Raw genomic sequence first — 20,577 nt, 5'->3', positions numbered from 1 at the left:
GATAGCCTATGCTTCCGATGTAGCTTTCTTTCAGAAAGCTTTTAGGCGAACGCTCCGCTTCTTCAGGTTATTTCTGTCCTCTACGTTACGTGCAAATATTTAATTCAATGAATATACATTGTTAAATGTCTTGCCCCTCCTTCATTACACTTATTGTCCTGTCCCTAGCTTTCCGTTAATATAAATGGAAAGGTTAGGAAATTAACCGATTCTAATTCATGGTGGGAGGACAAACAATGATGAGTCAGCGCGGCATAACATCGGAAGATCTTTATCAGATTACATGGGTTAATGATCCAACTCCGTCCCCTCAAGGCGGACAACTGGTATATGTAAGCCGGAAAACGAATGAAGCACGTGACGGTTATTGTTCTCACCTGAGACTGCTGCATCTGGGGAGTCAGAAGGACAGGCCCTTTACCTCTGGTGAGAAGGATCATTCCCCTGCCTGGTCGCCCGATGGGTCTCAGTTGGCCTTTCTAAGAGAGGTTGATGGGAAATCCCAAGTTTGGATTATCGCATCAGATGGCGGAGAAGCACAGCAAATCAGTCACCTGAAACATGGCGTCAGTTCTCTGCTCTGGTCACCGGATGGTCATACCATACTTGCGAAATCATCCGTGGATATGAGCGAAAATGAAGAATCAGAACATACAGATCCTATAGACGATAAACCCAAACTGCTGCAAGAACATGTCGTAGACCGGATTCGCATGAAGTCAGATGCCAGTGGATTGTGGAACGGTCGACGTTCCCACCTTTTCGCTCTCGCACCGATCGATGCGGAAGCAATTCCTGTAACTACAGGTCATTATGACGTCGGAGACTACGCCTGGTCCCCGGACGGAACATCCATCGCTTGGATTGCGCAGATGCCTGAAGAAGGCGAGGACCATAATGATTACACCCTGACTAATCATGTGTACCTTGCCAAAGCAGACGGATCGGATGTGCAACAGTTGACCCCGGAAGGGTATACGTTCAGCCGACTGGCCTTTGCACCGGATGGACAATCTCTTGCACTGCTCGCCAGTGACCGTTCCTATGGAAATGCCACGCTTGTGAAGTTGTACACCCTTCAGATATCAGGTGGTGAACTCGTATGTCTGAGCACGGATTGGGACGTACAGTTGAATCACAGCATTGTTGGCGACATGCGTTCACATCTGACAACCACGGGGCCAGTATTCAGCAGGGATGGTTCTTCAATCTTCTGTCTGGCGACCATCCATGGTAGTGTACGCATCGCCAAATTCGCTCGAGACGGCAGCAGTGCCGACTATATATGGCCTGACGAACGGGAGATTTATCAATTTGCCGAGTTGGAAAACGGGCAGATCGTTGCCGCTGTAGCCGATACACTAAATCCTGGTGATCTATATATATATGAACAACCAGAAGATCCTGAGGTAGAACCGATTCAGCTCACCCGCAGCAATCCACAGCTTGAGGATGAGATCCACCTTAGTACACCAGAAACCTTCTGGTTTAATTCCTCAGATGGCCTGCGGCTGCAAGGATGGATTATAAAACCTCATGGCATGGTTGACGGGGTCAAAATCCCGACCATTCTGGAGATTCATGGCGGCCCGCACATGATGTATGGTTTTACGTTTATGCACGAGTTCCAAATTCTCGCCGCACAAGGCTACGCTGTTGTGTATATCAATCCACGCGGTGGCCTCGGATACGGGCAGCAGTTTGTAGACGCCTGTCGCGGAGATTATGGCGGTGGCGATTATCGCGATCTCATGGAGAGTGTGGATTATGCCCTGTCCCAGTATGAGTTTATCGATGAATCACGATTGGGCGTAACCGGGGGCAGTTATGGTGGCTTCATGACCAACTGGATTGTAGGACACACGGACCGCTTTAAGGCGGCTGTTACCCAGCGTTCCATCTCCAATTGGCTATCCTTCTACGGTGTAAGTGACATTGGATATTTCTTCACGGAAGACCAGATTGGCGGTAACGCGTGGGATGACACGGAAAAACTATGGAAACATTCCCCGCTCGCTTATGTCGGAAACGTCAGTACTCCGCTGCTCATTTTGCATGGCGAACAGGATCTGCGGTGTCCAATTGAACAAGCCGAGCAGTTGTTCATTGCATTAAAACGGCGCAAGCAGACCACAAGACTTGTTCGTTTCCCAGGGGCAAACCACGAGTTGTCCCGCGGAGGTCACCCTCACTTGAGGGTACGCCGTTTGGAGCATATTGCCGGATGGTTCAACGAGTACCTGTAACGGACTAATATTTAGACTATTAATTCAGAGTATAGAACCAGATATGGATTCAACCCTAAAAGCCGTCCAATGAAATCTGTTATGATTTCAACGGGCGGCTTTGTCTGTTCACTTTTTATAGAAGGAAAGATTACTCTTCTCCCCACACTACGGTGATTTCATTCAGATCCTTGTTGGTTGCAGACACCGAACCTGTGATGGTCACGGCATATTTGCCATCTTCACGACCCACGATGCTGAAGCCGTCTGCCTGGATATCCTGAGTGTTCTGACTCAAATTTTTGGTCTGGTAGTAGTCTTTGTAGGATGTTCCAACGGTTAGCAACGTTTCTTTGGTTGTGTACGTGAGCACTACTTTTTTGTTACCATCCATTATGTTCTCAATAAGACTTGTTGCCTTCGCATCCTTCGGTAATGGGAAATCTGCTGGCAGATACTTGGACTTCACACCTGCCGCCTGTGAGTTCGTACCTGTAGATGGTGATGTCGTTCCACTGTTGCCTGTGGATGTTGACCCACCAGAAGAGCTTGAAGAGCCGATGCTTACTTTATTGTTTTGGGAATCATACTTCACTTCGGTCTTCAACGCATCTGCAATCGAACGAACGGGGAGATATGTACTGCCTTGATATGTAATTGGCGCAAGCTTTTTGCCCTGGTCACCTGTCGGTGTAAATTTCTGTCCGTTCACTTCGATGGCGAGCCCATGGTTCAGATAAGCTTTGATTGTCTCCAGTTGTGTACCTGCATATACACCTGCCGATCCGGTTAACACCATGCCAAACACACCCGCAGCAATCAACCACTTTTTGCTTTTCATCCCTAAACGCCTCCTGAGTTCAAATGTCAGCCTTATGCATAATACGATTCAAGACGATCGCTCGATGTACGCGAAAGACTCATGTAGTTATGCTCATCATGTATGGGTACGAGCTTATTCAGATAACAGCCCGTTGTTCCACCAAATGTTAGCAATATAATAGCATCTGACAAGAGGTTGTAAACGATAAATGGACAAAACAGGACCAAGGGCGTACAAAAATAGTCTTTGTCGTATTCCCGCTGTACTCTCGCTCGTTAAGTTGTTCTTATATGAATAAAGTCCTGAATTCCAGACCATACATATGAAGCTAATCATACACGCACAATAGTTGCGAAATTAACCAATGTATTAGATAATTATTTGTCGATTTGTGGTCGAAGGAACGGAACTTAAGGGGAATTAAATACGATGAACAACAGTAACAGTACATTTGACCAGCCTATTAACCGGATCTCTACCGGATCAGAAAAATGGGATGCGCTTGAGGATATCTTCGGCGCTGCTGATGCGCTTCCGATGTGGGTGGCCGATATGGATTTCGCTGCTCCACCATCCGTCATTCAGGCCCTGCAAACACGGATGGAGCACGGGATTTTTGGTTATACAGTGCGGACTGAGGCGTATCATGCAGCTGTTGCAGGGTGGATGGAACGGCGTCACAACTGGAAAATTAACGATGACTGGATCGTATTCACTCCAGGTATTGTGCCCGCACTCAGCATTGCTGTACAACGATTCACCGATCCTGGAGATGCTGTAGTCATCCAAACCCCGGTGTATGCTCCCTTCTATGAAGTAGTACGTGGTCAGGGCCGTGAACTGATCACCAATCCTTTGGTAGAGAATACCGGTCATTACACGCTGGATCTGGAACAACTGGAATCCAGCTTACAGACCGGTCGGGTCAAAATGCTGATTCTGTGCAGTCCTCATAACCCGGTTGGACGGGTATGGACTCATGAAGAGCTTGAAGGGCTTACGTCATTGTGTCTGCAATACAACGTACTGATGGTTTCAGATGAAATCCATGCCGATCTTGTTCATCAGCGCGGAACTCATACACCACTGACCCTGATCTCGGACGCCGTCTCTGATCTAAGCATCATCTGTACGGCTCCAAGCAAAACGTTCAACATTCCTGGCCTCTGCACATCCAACATCATCATCCCCAATGCCAAGTTGCGAGAATCGTTCGCGCAGGGTGTAAAAACGATGGGACTTGCCAATATCAGCACACTGGGGGCTGTTGCAACCGAAGCTGCGTACAATGATGCCGAGGAATGGCTGGATGAGTGCCTTGCCTATATCCGTGGAAATATGGCGTATGTACAGCAATATGTTGCGGAACATATGCCTCAGATTAAGATGCATCTGCCCGAAGCGACCTATCTGTTATGGATGGATTTCCGGGAGCTGAATATTCCACATGCACAACTATGCAATATGCTTCTTCATGAAGCAGGGCTTGCTTTCAATGACGGGAGCTTCTTTGGAACAGAGGGCACAGGGTTCATGCGTATTAATGTAGCCTGTCCACGTTCCACGGTTGAAGAGGCGATGCGCAGATTATCTGTGTTGTTAAGCAATGTGTCGGGCAAATAAGCTGCCAGTTACATCTGTGTACGTTGCGAACAAAACGTGTACTGTTTGTTAAATGGTGAATATTTGTCAAAAGAGAAAAAAGGGTGCCCCGTAGTCAAGTCCATGACTCATATTCATGGTCAATGACTTCACAAGGGGCACCCCTTTGTATTCGATCATTTTATTTATTCAAAACATAATTAAAATTACAGTCACATCGATATCGGCATCGGTGTAATTCTGTCGCACAACCTGTTCAGCAAATCCCGATCATGGCTTATGATCAGTAATCCCAGATCACGCTGGCGAGCCACTTCCATCACGGTATGCCAGATCTGTGCCTGAGTGATGGCATCCAGCATCGTTGTCATCTCATCTGCGATCACATAACGTGTCGCTGTACCGAGTGCTCGCGCCACACAGAAACGTTGCAGTTCTCCACCCGATAATTCACTCGGCCTACGGTCCAACCAGGTTTGCTGAATACCCAATGCTTCGAGCAACTGTTCATCCTGCACAGACGCCTCCTGCAACACGCGGCGCATTCGCCAGCGTGGATTCACAGCTTTCTCCGGATGCTGGAATACCAGCTGAACCGGACATACTCCTGTACGTGGGAGTGGTTTCCCATCCAGAAGCACTTGTCCTGCCACAGGTTCGGCATATCCTGCAAGGATGCGTCCAAGGCTTGTTTTTCCACAGCCACTTGGTCCCCACAAGCCCACGACTTCGCCTTGTTTCACCTGCATATTCATCTGCTGGAACACCCACGATTTCGGATCGTAACGGTAACTCACGTCCCGTGCTTCAAGTGACATGGAAACACCTCACTTCTCCACCCCGTACCTTACGAAGTTCTGGACGTTCGCGGGTACATGCAACGGTTGCTACGCTACATCGGGGAGCAAATGAACATCCTATCGTGATCTCTTGACCTGCCAACGGCTGGGAGCCTGGGAGTGGCTGAAATCCGTTCTGCGGCAACGCATTCCAGAGCGTTTTTGTATATGGATGACGCAGACGTTCTCCAATCCCCGTAAAATCATCAACCGTCGCCGTCTCTACATTGGCACCCGCATAAAATACAGCGATGCGATCGGCTGCCGTGAGGGCTGTCGTGATATCATGGGTGATCCACAGGATACCTACGCCTTGATTTGCAAGCTCACGAAATTGCCTCATCGTCTCGGCCAACACTTCGGGATGAATACCTGGTGTCGGCTCATCGGCAATGATTAGCTTGGGCTGACCTGAGGTTGCTGTCGCCATCAACACCCGCCTTGCCATACCTCCGGACAACTCAAACGGATATTTCCCGGCTGTTCCTTGAGGAAGATGATAACGATCCGTCAGCTCCTGCTCCGTCTTTTTCAAGTGGGATCGAGTTATGAAGCCTCGTTTCTGTCCGGAATCTCGGGTTACCGGCTGAACTTGCCTTCCCACCTTCATCAGCGGGTCCAAATAACTGACGGATTGTGGAATCAACATCAGTTCATCACCACGCAGATGAAGCTGCCGCTCCGGGGTCAAAGGCTCGCCACTATAGCTAATACGTCCCTCTAACCTGGCATTGGCAGGCAGAATACCCATAATGGCCTGCGCCAGCACACTTTTACCCGATCCACTTGCGCCTACAACAGCCACGATCTCGCCCTTGTTTACGGAAAGATCCAGATTCTGAATGACATAAGTCTGTTCGTGCCCAAACCAACCACGAGTGCGCCGAAATGACACCGACACTCCCTCAATATCAAGAAGAGCCATATTCACCTCACCTCCCTTGAACTACCTGTACCCGTCAATGTCTTCAGACTGTTGCCCAATACATCAAACGCACGAACAACCAGCAACAATGCCAGTCCGGGGAAAAAGGCGAGCCACCACATACCAGCAGATAAATATCTCATCGACTCTGACAAAACAATTCCAATTGCCGGTTGTTGCGGAGACAACCCCAGCCCCAGAAACGTAATGGCTGCCTCATGCAGAATCGCATGGGGAAAGATTAGCAATATGCCCACGAACAGCTGCGGGACCAGATGTGGCAGCATATGTTGCATCGCAATCTGTAACCGCGATTGACCCAACTTGTGTGAAATCTGAATGTACTCTGCGGATTTCAGTTGAATCATCTCCGCTCGTACAATCCGAGCCAGATTCGGCCAGTGTGTCAGCGCAATCGCTGCCGCCACTCCTGTCAGACCTCCACCGAATACAAAGGCCAACATAACCAGCGATACCAGATGGGGCACACTGAGGAACAAGTCGATAATCCATGAGATTACCCGGTCAGCAGCCTTGCTTGAAGCAGCAGCCAAACCCAACAGCAGTGCGATCAATCCGCCACCACATGCAGCAAGCAATCCCACTTGAATGCTGGTTGCCAATCCTTTTAACGTACGCATGAACATATCTCTTCCGAGCCAATCCGTTCCAAATGGATGCGCCCAGGTTGGAGCCAAATTCCGATCCATTAGTGAAGTCAGCGTAGAACCAGCCGGAAGCAGCCTGCCCGTCAACCACACAACGGCAATCCAGATCACCGCGAGGCTTCCCCAGATCACCGCTCTTTGGCGAGGGTTGCGGAAACGTTGATTGCTGGCAGTCGTATAATCTTTTCTCGTAGGGGGTGTTGCTCCTGTTCCTTTTCCAGTCTCAGCTTGTAGAGACCCTGTATTAATGTTGTACCTTACCTCTTGATACGCAGTTTTCACTTTCTGTACTTCGGCTGTTTCTGCCGTCTGCTCGGAGGAGCGTTCTACCGTCTGCTTCATGACATCAGCTCCTCCTTCATCCGTGGATCAATCAAGCGATACAGAATGTCTGCAACCATATTACCTGTAAAAACAAAAATCGCACTGCACATCACAAGTCCAAGCAGCAGTGGAACATCTCCACGCAACCCCGCCTGAACCGTCGCCTGACCAAGGCCGGGGTATGAAAATACCTGTTCTGCAAGCACAGCCCCACCAAACAGTTCACTGAACGAAGCAAACTGCAGCGTGATGGCTGGCAAAACAACATGTCTGAACCCATGTCGACGGAACAGCTGAAATCCACGCTCACCTCGCGCTCTCGCAAACAGAATATAATCTGACTCGAGCACATCTGTGAGCTTCTGCCGGGTATGCAAAGCAATAGAGGCTACCCCGGTCAGGCTGAGAGTCAACGCTGGCAAAATCATATGAATAACCCGATCTCCCCATGTAACCTGATCAGCTGACATCCCAGCGGGTACTCCAAGCCCAACCGGAAGCCATCCAAGCCACACACCAAATAGCATCAGCAACAACAGCGCAATCCAGAATACTGGCGTGGAAGCCAGCGTATAACAATACCAACAGATCAGGCGATCCAGCTTCGAATCCCGTCTCATGGCGGCAACTACACCAAGAGTGAAACCAATGATGCCGGATAATATCCAAGCTACAGCCATAAGTGCGACAGAATTCATGAATCGTTCCTGGATAATATCCGCTACAGGTTGTCTGTAGATCATTGATGTCCCCAGATCTCCCTGAATCAGCGTTTGTCCCCAGGTTAGTAATCGTTCCACGGGAGATTCATTCAATCCCCAACGTTCTTCGATTAAACTGCGCTGTTCGGCGCTTACCCTGATCATGCCTCCACCAATGTAGGCTTCGATCGGATCAACAGGAGAGAATTGCATTAATATAAAAGACAACACACTGACTCCAACCAATAGAGATACAAGTCGCAACATTTTAAAACCAACAAATCTGACCCATCCATTCCTGCCTGTCATCCAATCTCTCCCCAATTCAGGCTAAAGCTACCGGTACGTTTCCTACTTTGTACTGTTATCCCAGGACCATTCCTCCAGATTGGTTGTCACCGGCCAGCCGTGACCATGGGGGTGGATCTGCTGCTCGCCAATGTTCAGTCCATTCGTAACCAGATACAGATGATCTATATTTACGAGCCATGCCCATGGCGCATCACCCTGATAACTGAAACCTGTTGTTCCATCCCATTCCGCTTTCTGCCAGAATGGTAATGCCTCTTCTTCACTTGTTGCCTGAAGAGCTTTGTCCATCCAAGAATTCACGACAGGATTACTGTACAGCCCCACATTGTAATACCCTTCTCCTTTGTGAGTACTGCTATAGAGGTTATAGGTTTCCAAAGGGTCATGACTGCCCCAACCAAATAATACAGCGTTGGAGTAAGCCATCTTTTTTGTCTCTTCACGGCTTTTGCCTTCAACATTGATTTTGATTCCCGCCTGGGCTACCATATCCGCAGCAGCCAGTGCCAGAGATTGTCTTGTTAAATCACCTGCAAAATAAAGCAGATTGAACTCGGCCTTAACGCCGTTTTTCTCGACGATACCATCACCATCCGCATCCACCCAGCCACCAGACGCCAGAATGCGCTTCGCTTCTTCGAGATTGGCATCTGTAAATACAGCTTCTGCATTGCTCCAAGGCAGATCATCACTGACGGAATACGCTGGACGACCGTACCCTTCCAGTACACCCTCAACCAAAGCCTCACGATCAATCACGACATTCACCGCTTGGCGAATCGCCAAATCGGATGTCACATCATTCCCTGCGGGAAGACCATCGCCCGACTTGGCACCAGCAGGCTGCATCGGGAACATGATGCCACGGTTATCTACGGTTTTCACGGCCTCTAATGTCATGCCATTCACCTGTTGTTTGCTAAACGCTGCCGGGATAGCAGCGATATCCACCGTACCTGCCTGCGCAGCGGCGTAGGCTGCATCTTCATCCAGATAGAGGAAGGTGAGTTTGTGGAATACAGACTTGTTACCGTAATATTCTTCATTGGCTTCTACGATGGCCTGTTGTCCTTTGTCCCACTGAACCAGCTTGTACGGTCCTGATCCGACCGGATGTTCTGCATAATCAGCCCCATAGGCGTGTTCAGGCACAATGCCAAGTGTTGTCAGCAGACTGATAAATGTAGACTGCGGCGACTTCAGTGTAAATACGACCGTGCTATCATCAGGTGCCTTCACATCAGCCATATTCGTCAAATCAATCACAGACCCACTCTTGGCAGCTGTTTCAAACGTAAATTTTACATCCTCAGCCGTCAGGGCTTCCCCATCAGAGAATTTCACATCGTTCCGAAGTGTAACCGTCCAGGTCAGCCCATCTTCACTAACTGAGTATGTGGTAGCCAGATCGTTAACCAGCTGTAACTTGGCATCCCGCTTCAGCAGGGTACTTTGGAAAAGTGGTGACCCATATTGCCCCCATCCGGTTGTTGGATCAAACCCACCTTCCGGCTCGGTGCCAACCGCCAGCACCAATTCGTCTTTGGTTGACGTTGGAACTGACTGTCCATTCTCTGCTGATGAAGCTATTGGCGCTGTGCTCTGTGCACAACCAGATAAACCAATGGAACATACAAGCAAAATACCTAATCCTGTTCTACCTTTTCGTTTTCCCCATCTCCATGAAAATCTGCCCATTCTGGTCGTTCCCCCTCTAAATATGTGCTGCACCCCCTTTTTTCGTGTTACTTTTTAGAGAAATTGTAGCACAAAATACAAATCATATGTCAACAAAGTTAACTCCGTAATCCATATTTTTTCATATTTCAGAATTAATAAATAAAAAATTGTATAACTGAGCATTTGTAGCGCTCTATAAAGTCAGGTATTATAACAAACAAAAAAAACAGACGGTTGGCATCTAACCAATAGTCTGTTTTTTTAGATTTGCTATATTTTCATAGAAATTACACCTGTATTTGTCTTACTCCGCAGAGCGATGATGATGACTGTGACCATGCTGACCCGCACCTTGATTGTGATGATCCAGACTTTGATCCGGATTGCCATCCTGATGACTCTGAGCATGAGCCAGTTTGTTGAGTTCATCTACATAAGTCACAGACAGCTCCGCATACAAAACACCTTTTTGTACCTGGATCTGTTGATGCAAATGATGCAATCGTCCCAGATTCCCTCGTACGGCAATAACCTCCAGGCATTGGTCATGGTTCAGGTGCACGTGCATATTGGAAATGATGTCATGATGCGCCTCGTGCTGCAGCTCCATCAAACGAATGGGAAGATCACTGATATGGTGATCGTAGACCATCACAATGGTGCCTGCCACATCCTGGTCGGATTGTAATGCAGAAGGTTGAAGTAATGTTTTGCGAACAAGATCACGGAAAGCCTCAGATCGGTTTTTGTATCCCTGTTCCTCAATATACTGGTCAAACTGCTCAATTAGAGGTGTAGGAAACGCCACCCCGAACCGGGTCAAATCTTCTTTATCTGCCATACTTCTCCTCCTGCGCCCTCATTTGCTTCGAGTGTACCACAGACTTGTCTGCTCATCGACTATACTGTTGCATGAATCGTACTGCCGAATGTATCGCCTGTTGTCCAGCGTCACTCTCCAGATCAAATTGATAATCATGTCCCAGCTTCTCTGATGAGTTTGAGAAAAACAAGGTTTCCACCTCAACATCAAGGCGCTTCAATACTTGTGCCAGCTCAATCGATTGACTGGTCAACGGGTCATCATTGCCTGAGGTAATGAATGCAGGCGGGTACTCTGCTGTGGCCTGAAGCACGGTCGACATTTCATGCAGACGTGGATAGTCTTCGAATGTTTTGACTCCCGTATATGACCAGAGAAATGTCCGTATGAGTGGAAAGCCTGTATTGGCTACCGTGCTTAGATTGTATGGACCACAGAATAGCAGAACCCCACGCAACTCTTCCGGCTGGGCGGCTGGTGTTATGTTCATCAGCTTGGCGAGAGATGGATTGGTCACCACTGCCGCAGTCTGACTTGCAATCTGGGCACCTGCCGAATTGCCTGCGAGAAATATGTTTTCCGGGTCACCGTGATACTCACTGACATGGTTCTTCACGTAAGTCAAAGCCTGATTCGTCTGGATCACGGGAATGGGATATTTCGTATCCGGTGCGAGCGCATAATTCATACTGACCACAACGTAACCCTGTTTGGCTAATTGTACGGCATAATCTGCGATATCCTTTTTGTCACCCAAGACCCATCCACCACCATGAACCCACAACACAACAGGCAAAGGTTCCGATGTTACGGAAGGATAATAGATATCCAGTGTACTGTCATTACGCCCTTCGTCTGCATAGGGTACATCCACAACACGAGTTATCCCACCCGAGAGCATAGTGTCCTTGCTATTTGTGTCTGTATTAGCAGTTTCAATTAATGATTTTAATAAAAATACCGTTATTTTGGGTGTCCATTGTGTACCAATCCCAATAAAACCTATGATCAAAATTAGTACAACGCTGGGAATCCAGTAACGTTTACGTTTAAAACCTTTTGCCCCCGTACGTTTCGTTTCCAACTTGGACTGCAATAGCTCCACCTCGTTCCATCATCATCGAAGCGTCTTTACATCTAAAGTTGTGTACGTTGCAGAGAGGACCGGGTTTCCTCTTATTTGGGTCTCTTGGCGATTTCCTGTCTGACTTTCACATACGTAGTGGATACGTTTTGCTCCAGTGTATGAATACTTTGTTTTGTTCCTGCCCACTTCTCTGCTACAGACGCCAAGGTGTTCAATGAGCTGAGTACACGTGACGTTTGGCTTTGTTTTGTACTCTGTTTGAACTGTTGTAGAGCTTTGGAATATCGTTCTTTTGCCAGACTCGCCTGTTTTTTAGCCGTTTGAATCTGTTTCTTCGCGGAGTCGGCCCCTGCTAGCATAGCTCGTAAACGTTTTATTTCAGCGCTCTTCCGTTTACGTGCTTCAGCAAGTTCCTTTTTCTTGATCCGGATGTCTTCTCTGGCAAGCTTCACAACGGGTCTCAACGTATCTGCCTGTGTGCGGATCGCTGCACTCCATTCCTTATTTTTGATGGCTTTGGCTGCATCCAACTGTCTATTGACTGAACTATAGAGGGCGAATAGTGGTTCATATCGGGCTTGTGTTTGCTTCACCTTTTCAGCTAGAGCTGCGACCTTCGCATCATCGATTTGTCTTATTTCTACACGTAATCGCTCCAATTCCGCGGTATTGGCGGCATGAAGTGTCTTTATTTTTTGTTCCCAAACCTGCTCTTGAGCCTTCCAGTTCCCCACTTTCTCGTACGCTTGCTTCAAACTTAACTTGGTTTGTGCATCGGCTTTGTTCAAAACGGAATCCCAGGCTTTCTGCGCGGTTACGCCAAGATCTATGCCCGCAGCCTCCACTGAAGAAGCAAAATAGATCGTGCCTGCGCTGAACAGAATCACAAGCCCTATAAGCAGGCGTGATCCAAAAATAAGATGAGTCATCGATGGCAATTGACGACGCCGGACGTTACTTTGTTCCATCATGTGACTATGGCTACCTGCTATTGGAGAAGGGAATAGAATGTCACTCGTCTCCATTAAAGCTATATCTTCTGTAGTTGTATCTTCGATATGCTGTCGCCCCTTCTTCTCTTCTACTAAACCGTGATGTTCTATGAAGTTATGAGAGCTTGATCGTTCCAATAGGGAAGAACAACACTCCATTTCCTCCTGTTCATTTATAGTTTCCTTCCATGCTTCTGTTTGCATGCGTCTCTACACCCTTTCTTCTAAAATATTTAGCAGAATAGCCAACGAAATCAGCGAACGACAAAAAAGCACCCGCAAGTCAGGCATTTGCCTGCTCTTACGGGTGCTTCCCTCATAAGCCGTTCCATATGAGATTCGATTGAACGAGTCGCTCGAACCTTTCCTTTTTCTAATATATTCCATTCACTGTGTCTGGTCAAGTAAATCTGGTTTCACTGGTTGAATAAAACTTTCGATCAACGGGAGAACCCTTCCCGCTTATAGTTAACAACTGATACAGCCCAGCTTATTGATTGACCAAAATAGCTTTCATTTCCTCGGTCAGATCCTCTTCTTTCAGCATCATATAGATGTTCTCGCCACGAATTACATTCAACTTGATCTGATAAACGGTATCTTTCTCTGTTAGATAACCAGACCGTTGACGTTTGAGCAAATCCCTAATGATTTCTTTGTTTTTAGTCGCTATCTGTTTGTTACCACTTAGATTTCCATCGATATATTCAGGCTGCGGAGTAGTCCACTGAAGCGAACCCGGACTGTTAATCTCCTGCTTCGCAAACTGAGCGGAGACAATCTCATCTGCCTGGACAAGTAACTGGTCGTATAACTTGTTCTCCTTCAGCCAAGCCAATACCCGATCATAGCTAGGTTTGATCTCAAAATTCCACATCTCCCTCGGTTGAAATGGATCTTTCGAAGTAGAGTCCTGATTCATCTCCGCGTAAGCAAACGACTGCCACGGGGAGCGCTGTTCTTCATAGGTCTGATCAAAAATGTCCTGTTTCAACAATGCTTTGAACTCACGGACTTGCTCCGGATTGCTAATATAAACCTTCCGGTATGAACTTATGGCAGAACGAATACCGAAACTTAACGCATCTTCATCCAGCTTATACGTTTCAAAGGCGACTCTTTTGTAATCCTGGGACTGTTTCAGAGCCTTTAATTCCTGATGGAATTCCGCTTCTGGAATGTAGTATTTACGTTTCATCACTTTGCCGTTATCCAGCTTGTAGTTAATTAATATAGACTCGTCATTACGCATACCTGTATTAATTGGATCATCCAGTAAAGGAAGATCGGAATCAACAATTTTTTGATGAAGAGCGATAACTGCCCCCATGTATTCCGGATCATTAGAATAGAGGTGAGCATCGTCCTTTTTCTGACTGACACCGTTACTGTAGGTATAACTCTCCCCACCAAGCTTGATGCTATTCACCTTGCTCATTTCAGGCACTCGAGCGGCGTATCCATTCCAGTCGGCAATAGGTACGTACAGTATCAGACCAGCGATGATACCATATAGAATCAGCTTGGGTAGCAGCCTGCTGCTCCAGATCAGCCATGTTTTGCGAATAATCATCTCGGCAACGATATAACCTACAATTCCGCCGAGGATATATCCGAAGATTCCCCATCCAGCTGATCCTCTTGGAGCAATCATTGTAAAGTAACCTCCGCCAATCAGAACCAATGTAAACATCAATCCAAAGCGAAATATAGGTTTTATAAGCTTAAACGTAACTGCTTGGGTAGCAGATTCAACCTGTCTCTTCGCATAAAGTACATAGGTTAGAGGAATAAACAGGATTGCAAATATCGCATAGATAATTAACTCCTGACGGATTACAGGGAGGTTACTGATCGAACCCACACGCAGGACAAGTGAGAGTTTCTCCGCATTAAAGCCCACTTCTTCAAAAACATATCCGAGCAAATAATGCTGGAGATGAAGTGACATAATGAACCATACGACAACAGGTAACAAGACGAGTGCGTACACGGTGAGTCCCTGCAATACAGATTGACCAATACACATGCCCACTGCCACAGTTAGCATGAACATAAACAGCGAGTAGATACTCATGCTCAAGCCCCACATCCAGATTGTACTGCCATCAAACAGAAACGCAGGTTGATCCAGTACCGCCCATACCCAGCCGGTAATCGCAGTTGTAATCCAGATTGGAATCAGGATCATGACAAATCCGGTCAACAGATTCACCGTTAATAGATGTTTACGACGTAACGGCAAACTATGGAACAGATCCGAAGGTGCACCAGATTGAATGTACCGAAAAAGAAAGATTCCAGCCGCTACGGGCAGTGTGATAGCGAACAGAATCTGCACTTCACCATTGGCCTGAAACAAACTTATAATCTGCTGTGGCACATCCCTGTACTCGGTAGCGATATATAACGGAAGTGAGAACAACAATGTGATGAGATATAAAATGCCTATCCATCCATGCTGTCTGAAATTTTGGATCAGGATGCCCCGGTTACAGAACAATCGGTTGAATATCATACCCTGCGTCCTCCATTTCATATATAAAGATTTCTTCGAGCGTCAAAGGCAGTACATCCAGCAGATATGGATCATGTATACGGAATTGATCCGTTACCTGTTGTCGGTTACCTTTGACAATGTACAGGGATACACTTCCCCGTTTCTCTTCATGCAAAATATCAATCTGCTCATCCATGGCTTTGGCATGGTCCGGGTGGCGGAAAGCGACCTGGATTTTATGCGTATCCGCCTTCAGATCATCGAGATCTTTCTCTACAATAATTCGGCCTTTGTGCATAATCGCCACATGGTCACACAGATCTTCAATCTCACGCAAGTTGTGCGATGAGATGACAATGGTTACTTGACGCTCAGCCGCTTCCTGGAACAGCAAGTTTTTGATCTGCTGGCGCATGACCGGGTCAAGGCCGTCAATAGGCTCATCCATCAGTAGCACTTCAGGCATACAGCTAAGTCCCAGCCATACGGCTGCCTGACGGCGCATGCCTTTGGACATGCGATGCAGCTTGCGTTTTACATCCAGTTTGAACACGGTAGCCAGTTGCTTGAACCGTTCCTCATTCCAGCGCGGATATACCGAACGATAAAATGTAGCCATCTGAGTTATTGAAGATTGCGGGAAAAAGTAGGGTGAATCTGCCATAAAAATTGTGCGGCCTTTGAGATCCATATTTTCATAAATCTCATTATCTTCGATACGAACAGTCCCGCTGTCCTGACGGTAAATACCAGCCATCATTTTGAGCAGCGATGTCTTTCCTGCCCCGTTGGAACCGAGCAAACCATAGATCGACCCCTTATGTATGTGCATCGTTACGCCATCCACTGCCTTTTCCTGTTCAAATGCTTTGACGACTTGATTCAGCTCAATCATGAGGCTCCTCCTTCTCTATACGGGCCATCGCTTCCTCAAACAAAAGCGTCATATCCGCTTTGGTCAAACCGGAATACGAAGCTTCTGCAATCAACTTCACCAGAGACTCTCTGATCTCATCTCTCATGGCTTCATTCGGATGTTCCACTGACGATGATACGAAGCTCCCTTTTCCCTGCAAAGAATAAATGTAACCTTCACGTTCAAGCTCACGATACGCTTTCTGAATCGTATTTGGATTCACGGTCAGCTGCGTGGATAATGCACGAACGGAAGGAAGCTGCTCGTCGGGCTTTAGAATACCGTATACGATCATTTCTTTGACTTTGTCCACTAGTTGCTCGTAGATCGCCTTACGGCTGCGTACATCTAATTCGAACATCCCGCACCTCCTTTCTGTAAATGTGTGAAATAACCCATGGGTTATAAATGATTGTATCTGAGGTGTATGTGTAGTTATCTAGGTGAAAAAGGCGTTACCTAAGCTGTACAGCTGTAGTGCCGTACATATTCAACTCTTAGGTGTATTAACTGTACTACTATTATTAATACAGTTAAATCAGATTGTCAACTGTTGACTTTGACTTCTTGTTTTATTGGGAGTACGTTAATAAAGAAAGATTATATGGTTTAAATGACATATATAATTTTTGGAAGCAGGTTCATTCTGGCTTACGACGGGGCTCGATCAGGGTGGCGTTCACATAAAGTGAGGCAAAACGGCTATCTGAAGCGATGTGGCTAGATGTGGCTACTCGAAGTGAGACGGCTACCCGCAACCTTTGCTTGACCGCTTTTGACAGAATTACATGCAAAGGTTGTTCAGGTCTTTCCCCTTCCGTTATGATGGAGATGAAATATTGTTCAATAATCACTTTATCTTTGTTACTTTTTGTGCGCGTTTAACCTGATTGATTGTTAGGTCTGTTTTGCGTTAGTTGTGTTGTGTTGTCTCGCGTTATAGATCTATTGTCTGCACAAACGGTAGGTCGGAAAGTGGTCAGCTATATCAGAGCTAGCAAAACTGTGTATTTGCTTTAAATTCGGGTTTGCACAAATAAGCTACTATGCAGTGGTCGAGTGTAGACTGGGCCCGTTATTCATTTGGCTTGTTGGTCTAAAATCCTAAGGCTATATATGATTCGCGTTGGATGGGTCGGGCAGACTCCAGCCTTTTCAATCGTTTATCTGTTCGTTTGGAGGGCCAACTCGAGCTGTCCGCACTGAGCATACATATTGTAGATATGTCTTTCAAAGGGTGGACACGGACATGAGAAAGCACTTCGGAATTGATATTCTACATATAGATCATTTTTAATTTTATATCCGAAAACATCTATATGTAGTGTTTCATATTCCTGGATGGATATAGTATCTTTTTAGAAAAAGTGTCCACTCTTTGAAAGACAAAATTAAGATAAATGTCCCTTGGTAGTGGACAAATATATGCCCGAATTCCATTTATATAAGCAGAACTATACATCTACACGAAAATATAGAAGTAAGTAGTAACCCTAAGAAGTGTAACTAGAAGCTTGCTGTAAGAAAGATACTATGGAGGCATATGTTACACTTCTAATACCTCATAAGGAGAATCCGAGATGAATGAACATAGACAGGATAAAGATCAGAATAATAAAGCGAACGCCTCATTCGAGACTAGTGACCAACAGGGAGAATTAAGCGGGGCAACAACGACTTCAGATACTAGTCCGGTAAAAGCAAATTCATCACAACGTGTGTTAATTGTAACCGCGGTTGATGCGGAGAAAGATGCGGTCCTCCGTGGTTTGGGAAATACGGCCGCGGAACGATTTGACGTCATCGCTGCTGGCGTTGGCCCAGCCTCGGCCGCAGCAGGAACAGCCGCTACATTGGCATATGCCGTAGCGGCTGCGAGCACTAGGGCGTTGGCGCAGGGTTCCACTGCGCCAAGCCCATCCGATGTGGCACAGGCATCTGCCACATCGGATGGGCCGGGGCCCCTTGCCGGAGCCGGATCACCAGCCTACATGCTGGTGATCAGTGCCGGCATCGGCGGCGGGTTCCCCGGCCGGGCAGGCGTCGGCTCCCTCGTGGTAGCCGACGCCATGGTTGCTGCCGATCTGGGCTCGCAGACGCCAGACGGCTTCCTTAGTGTGGACGAGCTCGGATTCGGCTCGTCCATTGTGGCGGCGGACGCAGAGCTTGCCGCTCGCCTGCGCCATGAGCTGAAGCGGGCTGGGCTCGCTGTCAGCGGAGGCACTGCGGTCACCGTGTCCACGGCGACCGGAACAGCGGAGACGGCTGCGGAGCTATTGCGCCGCGTGCCGGATGCCGCCACCGAAGGCATGGAAGGCTTCGGCGTGGCAACAGCTGCCCAGCAGTTCGGCGTGCCAGCACTCGAACTGCGGGCCATATCCAACGCGGTCGGTCCACGCGACCGCGACGCTTGGCGCATCAAGGACGCCCTCGATGCGCTCCAGGCCGCAAGTTCCATTTTACGGGAGGTTATTACATCATGAAAATTGCATTTTCCCCTTGTCCAAACGATACATTTATCTTTCACGCGTGGGTGCACGGGTTAATCCCGGGCGCACCTAAGCTGGATGTCCGTTATGCTGATATTGATATTACCAATGGTCTGGCAGCAAATCCGGATGGACCCGACACACCTGAAGTGATGAAAATATCTTATGCAGCACTGCCATACGTGTTATCTGACTATGCTCTGCTTCCTGCTGGAGGCGCACTTGGCAGAGGCTGTGGTCCTTTGGTTCTGACCGCAAATGGCACGACCGATCCAGCATATCTGTCTGGACGACGGGTTGCTGTGCCAAGTGAACGCTCGACAGCATATCTATTATTCCGTCTGTGGGCAGCGCAAAATGTTCCTGGCGGTGTAGGCGAGATTGTTGTCATGCCATTCGACCAGATCATGCCTGCTGTTCGTGACGGCAAGATCGATGCCGGACTTGTCATCCATGAAGCACGCTTCACGTACCAGAATTATGATCTCAAACTAATGACAGATCTCGGGAACTGGTGGGAAAGCGACACAGGCCTTCCGATCCCGCTTGGAGCGATCATCGCACGTCGCAACATGGACGCTCTTGCCCTCGCCGGATGGGCACGCGCCTCCGTTGAATATGCATGGGCGCACCCGGATGAGTCGAGAGCATACGTTATGGAACATGCCCAAGAAATGGACCCTGACGTAGCTGCACAACATATCGGCCTGTACGTTAACGAGTTCAGCGCCAACCTGGGTGATGATGGTTACGGTGCAATCACTGCACTGCTTGGCCGCGCCATGAAAGAAGGACTCGTTCCCGAGTTCGACCTTGATCTGTTGCGAATCTAACTTTGATTTAATTTGAGTTAGTTTCACTTCGCTCTATATCTAAAGAACACAGCACATCTTATTTAGCCGAATAACGTGGTATGAGAATTCTAAAGAATCTCAGACACCGTATTCGGCTAAATCTCGTTCATATCACCAACAAATTCGCTTCATTCCACCCAATAACGATCCTACGATTCGTTAGAAATTGGTATGTGCAGATTTTCCTAGAATAGCGTGTGCTCGGTTCGTTTGAGTCCGTTCCAAGGTGTTCTGAGGAGTAAGCTTCGTAGAAGTCTATTCGGGGTTTTCGTGGATACAAACCACTTAGCTAGCCAGGGTGATGGTGGTGTCCTTGCGTCTTGTTTCTTAAGAGCTTAGTTACTTAGGGTTAGTAAAGGTCGCATTCAGGAGGGCACGAATCGGAGTCTGTCCTTTAACTGCCCCGTACCTGTTTTGCTGAATTCCTACTTTCCAACAACAGTTGTATAAGCCTTAATGGGTTTCGGATTTGAGGTTTGCGGTTTGCGGTTTTAGAGTCTAATTTTTAACTAGGCAAAAAACTTTCATCAAGATTCTTTGCTGCAAACTAGTGACCTCACTAACCATGTTGGACTACACTACCCATGACACATGACACACGAAATAGAAAGAGCTGTCCCCTAACGTCAGACTTATGACGATGGGACAGCTCTTTTTTTACTCTCTATTCAACTTCATATTTATACTCATATCTAACACTCTGCTCAACCCAAGATCGAAGCAGACAAAAACCATGCAACTACACGCTCTCCACGTCATCTTGAACCCTACTGTACTCCATCATCCACCCCACTGCTCTCCCTCTCACAACTGCGGT

Annotated in this window: 16 protein-coding genes; 4 read left to right on the top strand and 12 right to left on the bottom strand. The window is 47.5% G+C overall.

The window, feature by feature from the left end; genetic code table 11:
- Positions 1 to 236: 236 nt before the first annotated feature.
- Positions 237 to 2,246 carry a S9 family peptidase gene (locus V6668_RS05745; protein WP_338707917.1) on the top strand — a complete coding sequence of 670 codons (2,010 nt, stop codon included), beginning with the start codon at positions 237 to 239 and terminating at the stop codon, positions 2,244 to 2,246.
- A 130-nt stretch (positions 2,247 to 2,376) separates the two neighbouring features.
- Here V6668_RS05745 and V6668_RS05740 read toward each other — a convergent pair whose 3' ends face one another.
- The gene (locus V6668_RS05740) at positions 2,377 to 3,066 is read right to left on the bottom strand and encodes a stalk domain-containing protein (RefSeq protein ID WP_338707916.1); all 690 of its coding nucleotides are present in this window, start codon (positions 3,064 to 3,066) and stop codon (positions 2,377 to 2,379) included.
- 411 nt (positions 3,067 to 3,477) lie between these two features.
- Here V6668_RS05740 and V6668_RS05735 point away from each other — a divergent pair, with 411 nt between their 5' ends.
- The gene (locus V6668_RS05735) at positions 3,478 to 4,671 is read left to right on the top strand and encodes a MalY/PatB family protein (RefSeq protein ID WP_338707915.1); all 1,194 of its coding nucleotides are present in this window, start codon (positions 3,478 to 3,480) and stop codon (positions 4,669 to 4,671) included.
- Positions 4,672 to 4,862: 191 nt separating this feature from the next.
- On the opposite strand, the gene V6668_RS05730 is transcribed toward V6668_RS05735, so the two are convergent.
- The 11 genes from V6668_RS05730 to V6668_RS05680 all read right to left on the bottom strand — a co-directional run bounded on the left by V6668_RS05730 (position 4,863) and on the right by V6668_RS05680 (position 16,778).
- On the bottom strand, positions 4,863 to 5,468 hold the full coding sequence (locus V6668_RS05730; protein ID WP_338707914.1) for an ABC transporter ATP-binding protein: 606 nt from the start codon (positions 5,466 to 5,468) through the stop codon (positions 4,863 to 4,865).
- Positions 5,458 to 6,414 (bottom strand): ABC transporter ATP-binding protein, encoded by a 957-nt coding sequence (locus tag V6668_RS05725; RefSeq protein WP_338707913.1) that lies wholly within the window; start codon positions 6,412 to 6,414, stop codon positions 5,458 to 5,460. The genes V6668_RS05730 and V6668_RS05725 overlap by 11 nt, the downstream gene beginning before the upstream one ends.
- Before the next feature lie 2 nt (positions 6,415 to 6,416).
- Positions 6,417 to 7,424, bottom strand: coding sequence for an ABC transporter permease (locus V6668_RS05720; protein WP_338707912.1), 1,008 nt, complete (start codon positions 7,422 to 7,424; stop codon positions 6,417 to 6,419).
- Positions 7,421 to 8,416, bottom strand: a complete 996-nt coding sequence (locus V6668_RS05715) for an ABC transporter permease (RefSeq protein WP_338707911.1) — start codon at positions 8,414 to 8,416, stop codon at positions 7,421 to 7,423. The genes V6668_RS05720 and V6668_RS05715 overlap by 4 nt, the downstream gene beginning before the upstream one ends.
- A gap of 42 nt (positions 8,417 to 8,458) precedes the next feature.
- Positions 8,459 to 10,117 carry an ABC transporter substrate-binding protein gene (locus V6668_RS05710; protein WP_338707910.1) on the bottom strand — a complete coding sequence of 553 codons (1,659 nt, stop codon included), beginning with the start codon at positions 10,115 to 10,117 and terminating at the stop codon, positions 8,459 to 8,461.
- 286 nt (positions 10,118 to 10,403) lie between these two features.
- Entirely contained in the window at positions 10,404 to 10,940 is a 537-nt protein-coding gene (gene nikR, locus V6668_RS05705) for a nickel-responsive transcriptional regulator NikR (protein WP_338707909.1), read from the bottom strand.
- 52 nt (positions 10,941 to 10,992) lie between these two features.
- A complete protein-coding gene (locus tag V6668_RS05700; RefSeq protein WP_338707908.1) occupies positions 10,993 to 12,006 on the bottom strand; it encodes an alpha/beta hydrolase in 1,014 nt (337 codons plus the stop codon).
- 92 nt (positions 12,007 to 12,098) lie between these two features.
- Complete coding sequence (locus V6668_RS05695) at positions 12,099 to 13,205, bottom strand: hypothetical protein (RefSeq protein WP_338707907.1); 1,107 nt, start codon at positions 13,203 to 13,205, stop codon at positions 12,099 to 12,101.
- Between the two features lie 286 nt (positions 13,206 to 13,491).
- Positions 13,492 to 15,519 (bottom strand): hypothetical protein, encoded by a 2,028-nt coding sequence (locus V6668_RS05690; RefSeq protein ID WP_076319423.1) that lies wholly within the window; start codon positions 15,517 to 15,519, stop codon positions 13,492 to 13,494.
- Positions 15,494 to 16,396 carry an ABC transporter ATP-binding protein gene (locus V6668_RS05685; protein WP_076319422.1) on the bottom strand — a complete coding sequence of 301 codons (903 nt, stop codon included), beginning with the start codon at positions 16,394 to 16,396 and terminating at the stop codon, positions 15,494 to 15,496. Before V6668_RS05685 ends, V6668_RS05690 begins: the two co-directional genes overlap by 26 nt.
- Positions 16,389 to 16,778, bottom strand: a complete 390-nt coding sequence (locus V6668_RS05680; protein WP_036606399.1) for a GntR family transcriptional regulator — start codon at positions 16,776 to 16,778, stop codon at positions 16,389 to 16,391. Before V6668_RS05680 ends, V6668_RS05685 begins: the two co-directional genes overlap by 8 nt.
- 1,219 nt (positions 16,779 to 17,997) lie before the next feature.
- On the opposite strand from V6668_RS05680, the gene V6668_RS05675 reads away from it, so the two are divergent.
- Together V6668_RS05675 and V6668_RS05670 are read left to right on the top strand one after the other, a co-directional pair.
- The gene (locus V6668_RS05675; protein ID WP_422395243.1) at positions 17,998 to 18,900 is read left to right on the top strand and encodes a futalosine hydrolase; all 903 of its coding nucleotides are present in this window, start codon (positions 17,998 to 18,000) and stop codon (positions 18,898 to 18,900) included.
- Positions 18,897 to 19,739, top strand: a complete 843-nt coding sequence (locus V6668_RS05670) for a 1,4-dihydroxy-6-naphthoate synthase (RefSeq protein WP_338707906.1) — start codon at positions 18,897 to 18,899, stop codon at positions 19,737 to 19,739. The genes V6668_RS05675 and V6668_RS05670 overlap by 4 nt, the downstream gene beginning before the upstream one ends.
- Positions 19,740 to 20,577 lie beyond the last annotated feature (838 nt).

This window comes from Paenibacillus amylolyticus (assembly GCF_036894225.1).
Lineage (GTDB): Bacteria > Bacillota > Bacilli > Paenibacillales > Paenibacillaceae > Paenibacillus > Paenibacillus amylolyticus.
The sequence above is the reverse complement of the archived record's forward strand: the minus strand, read 5'-3'. Positions and strand labels throughout refer to the sequence as shown.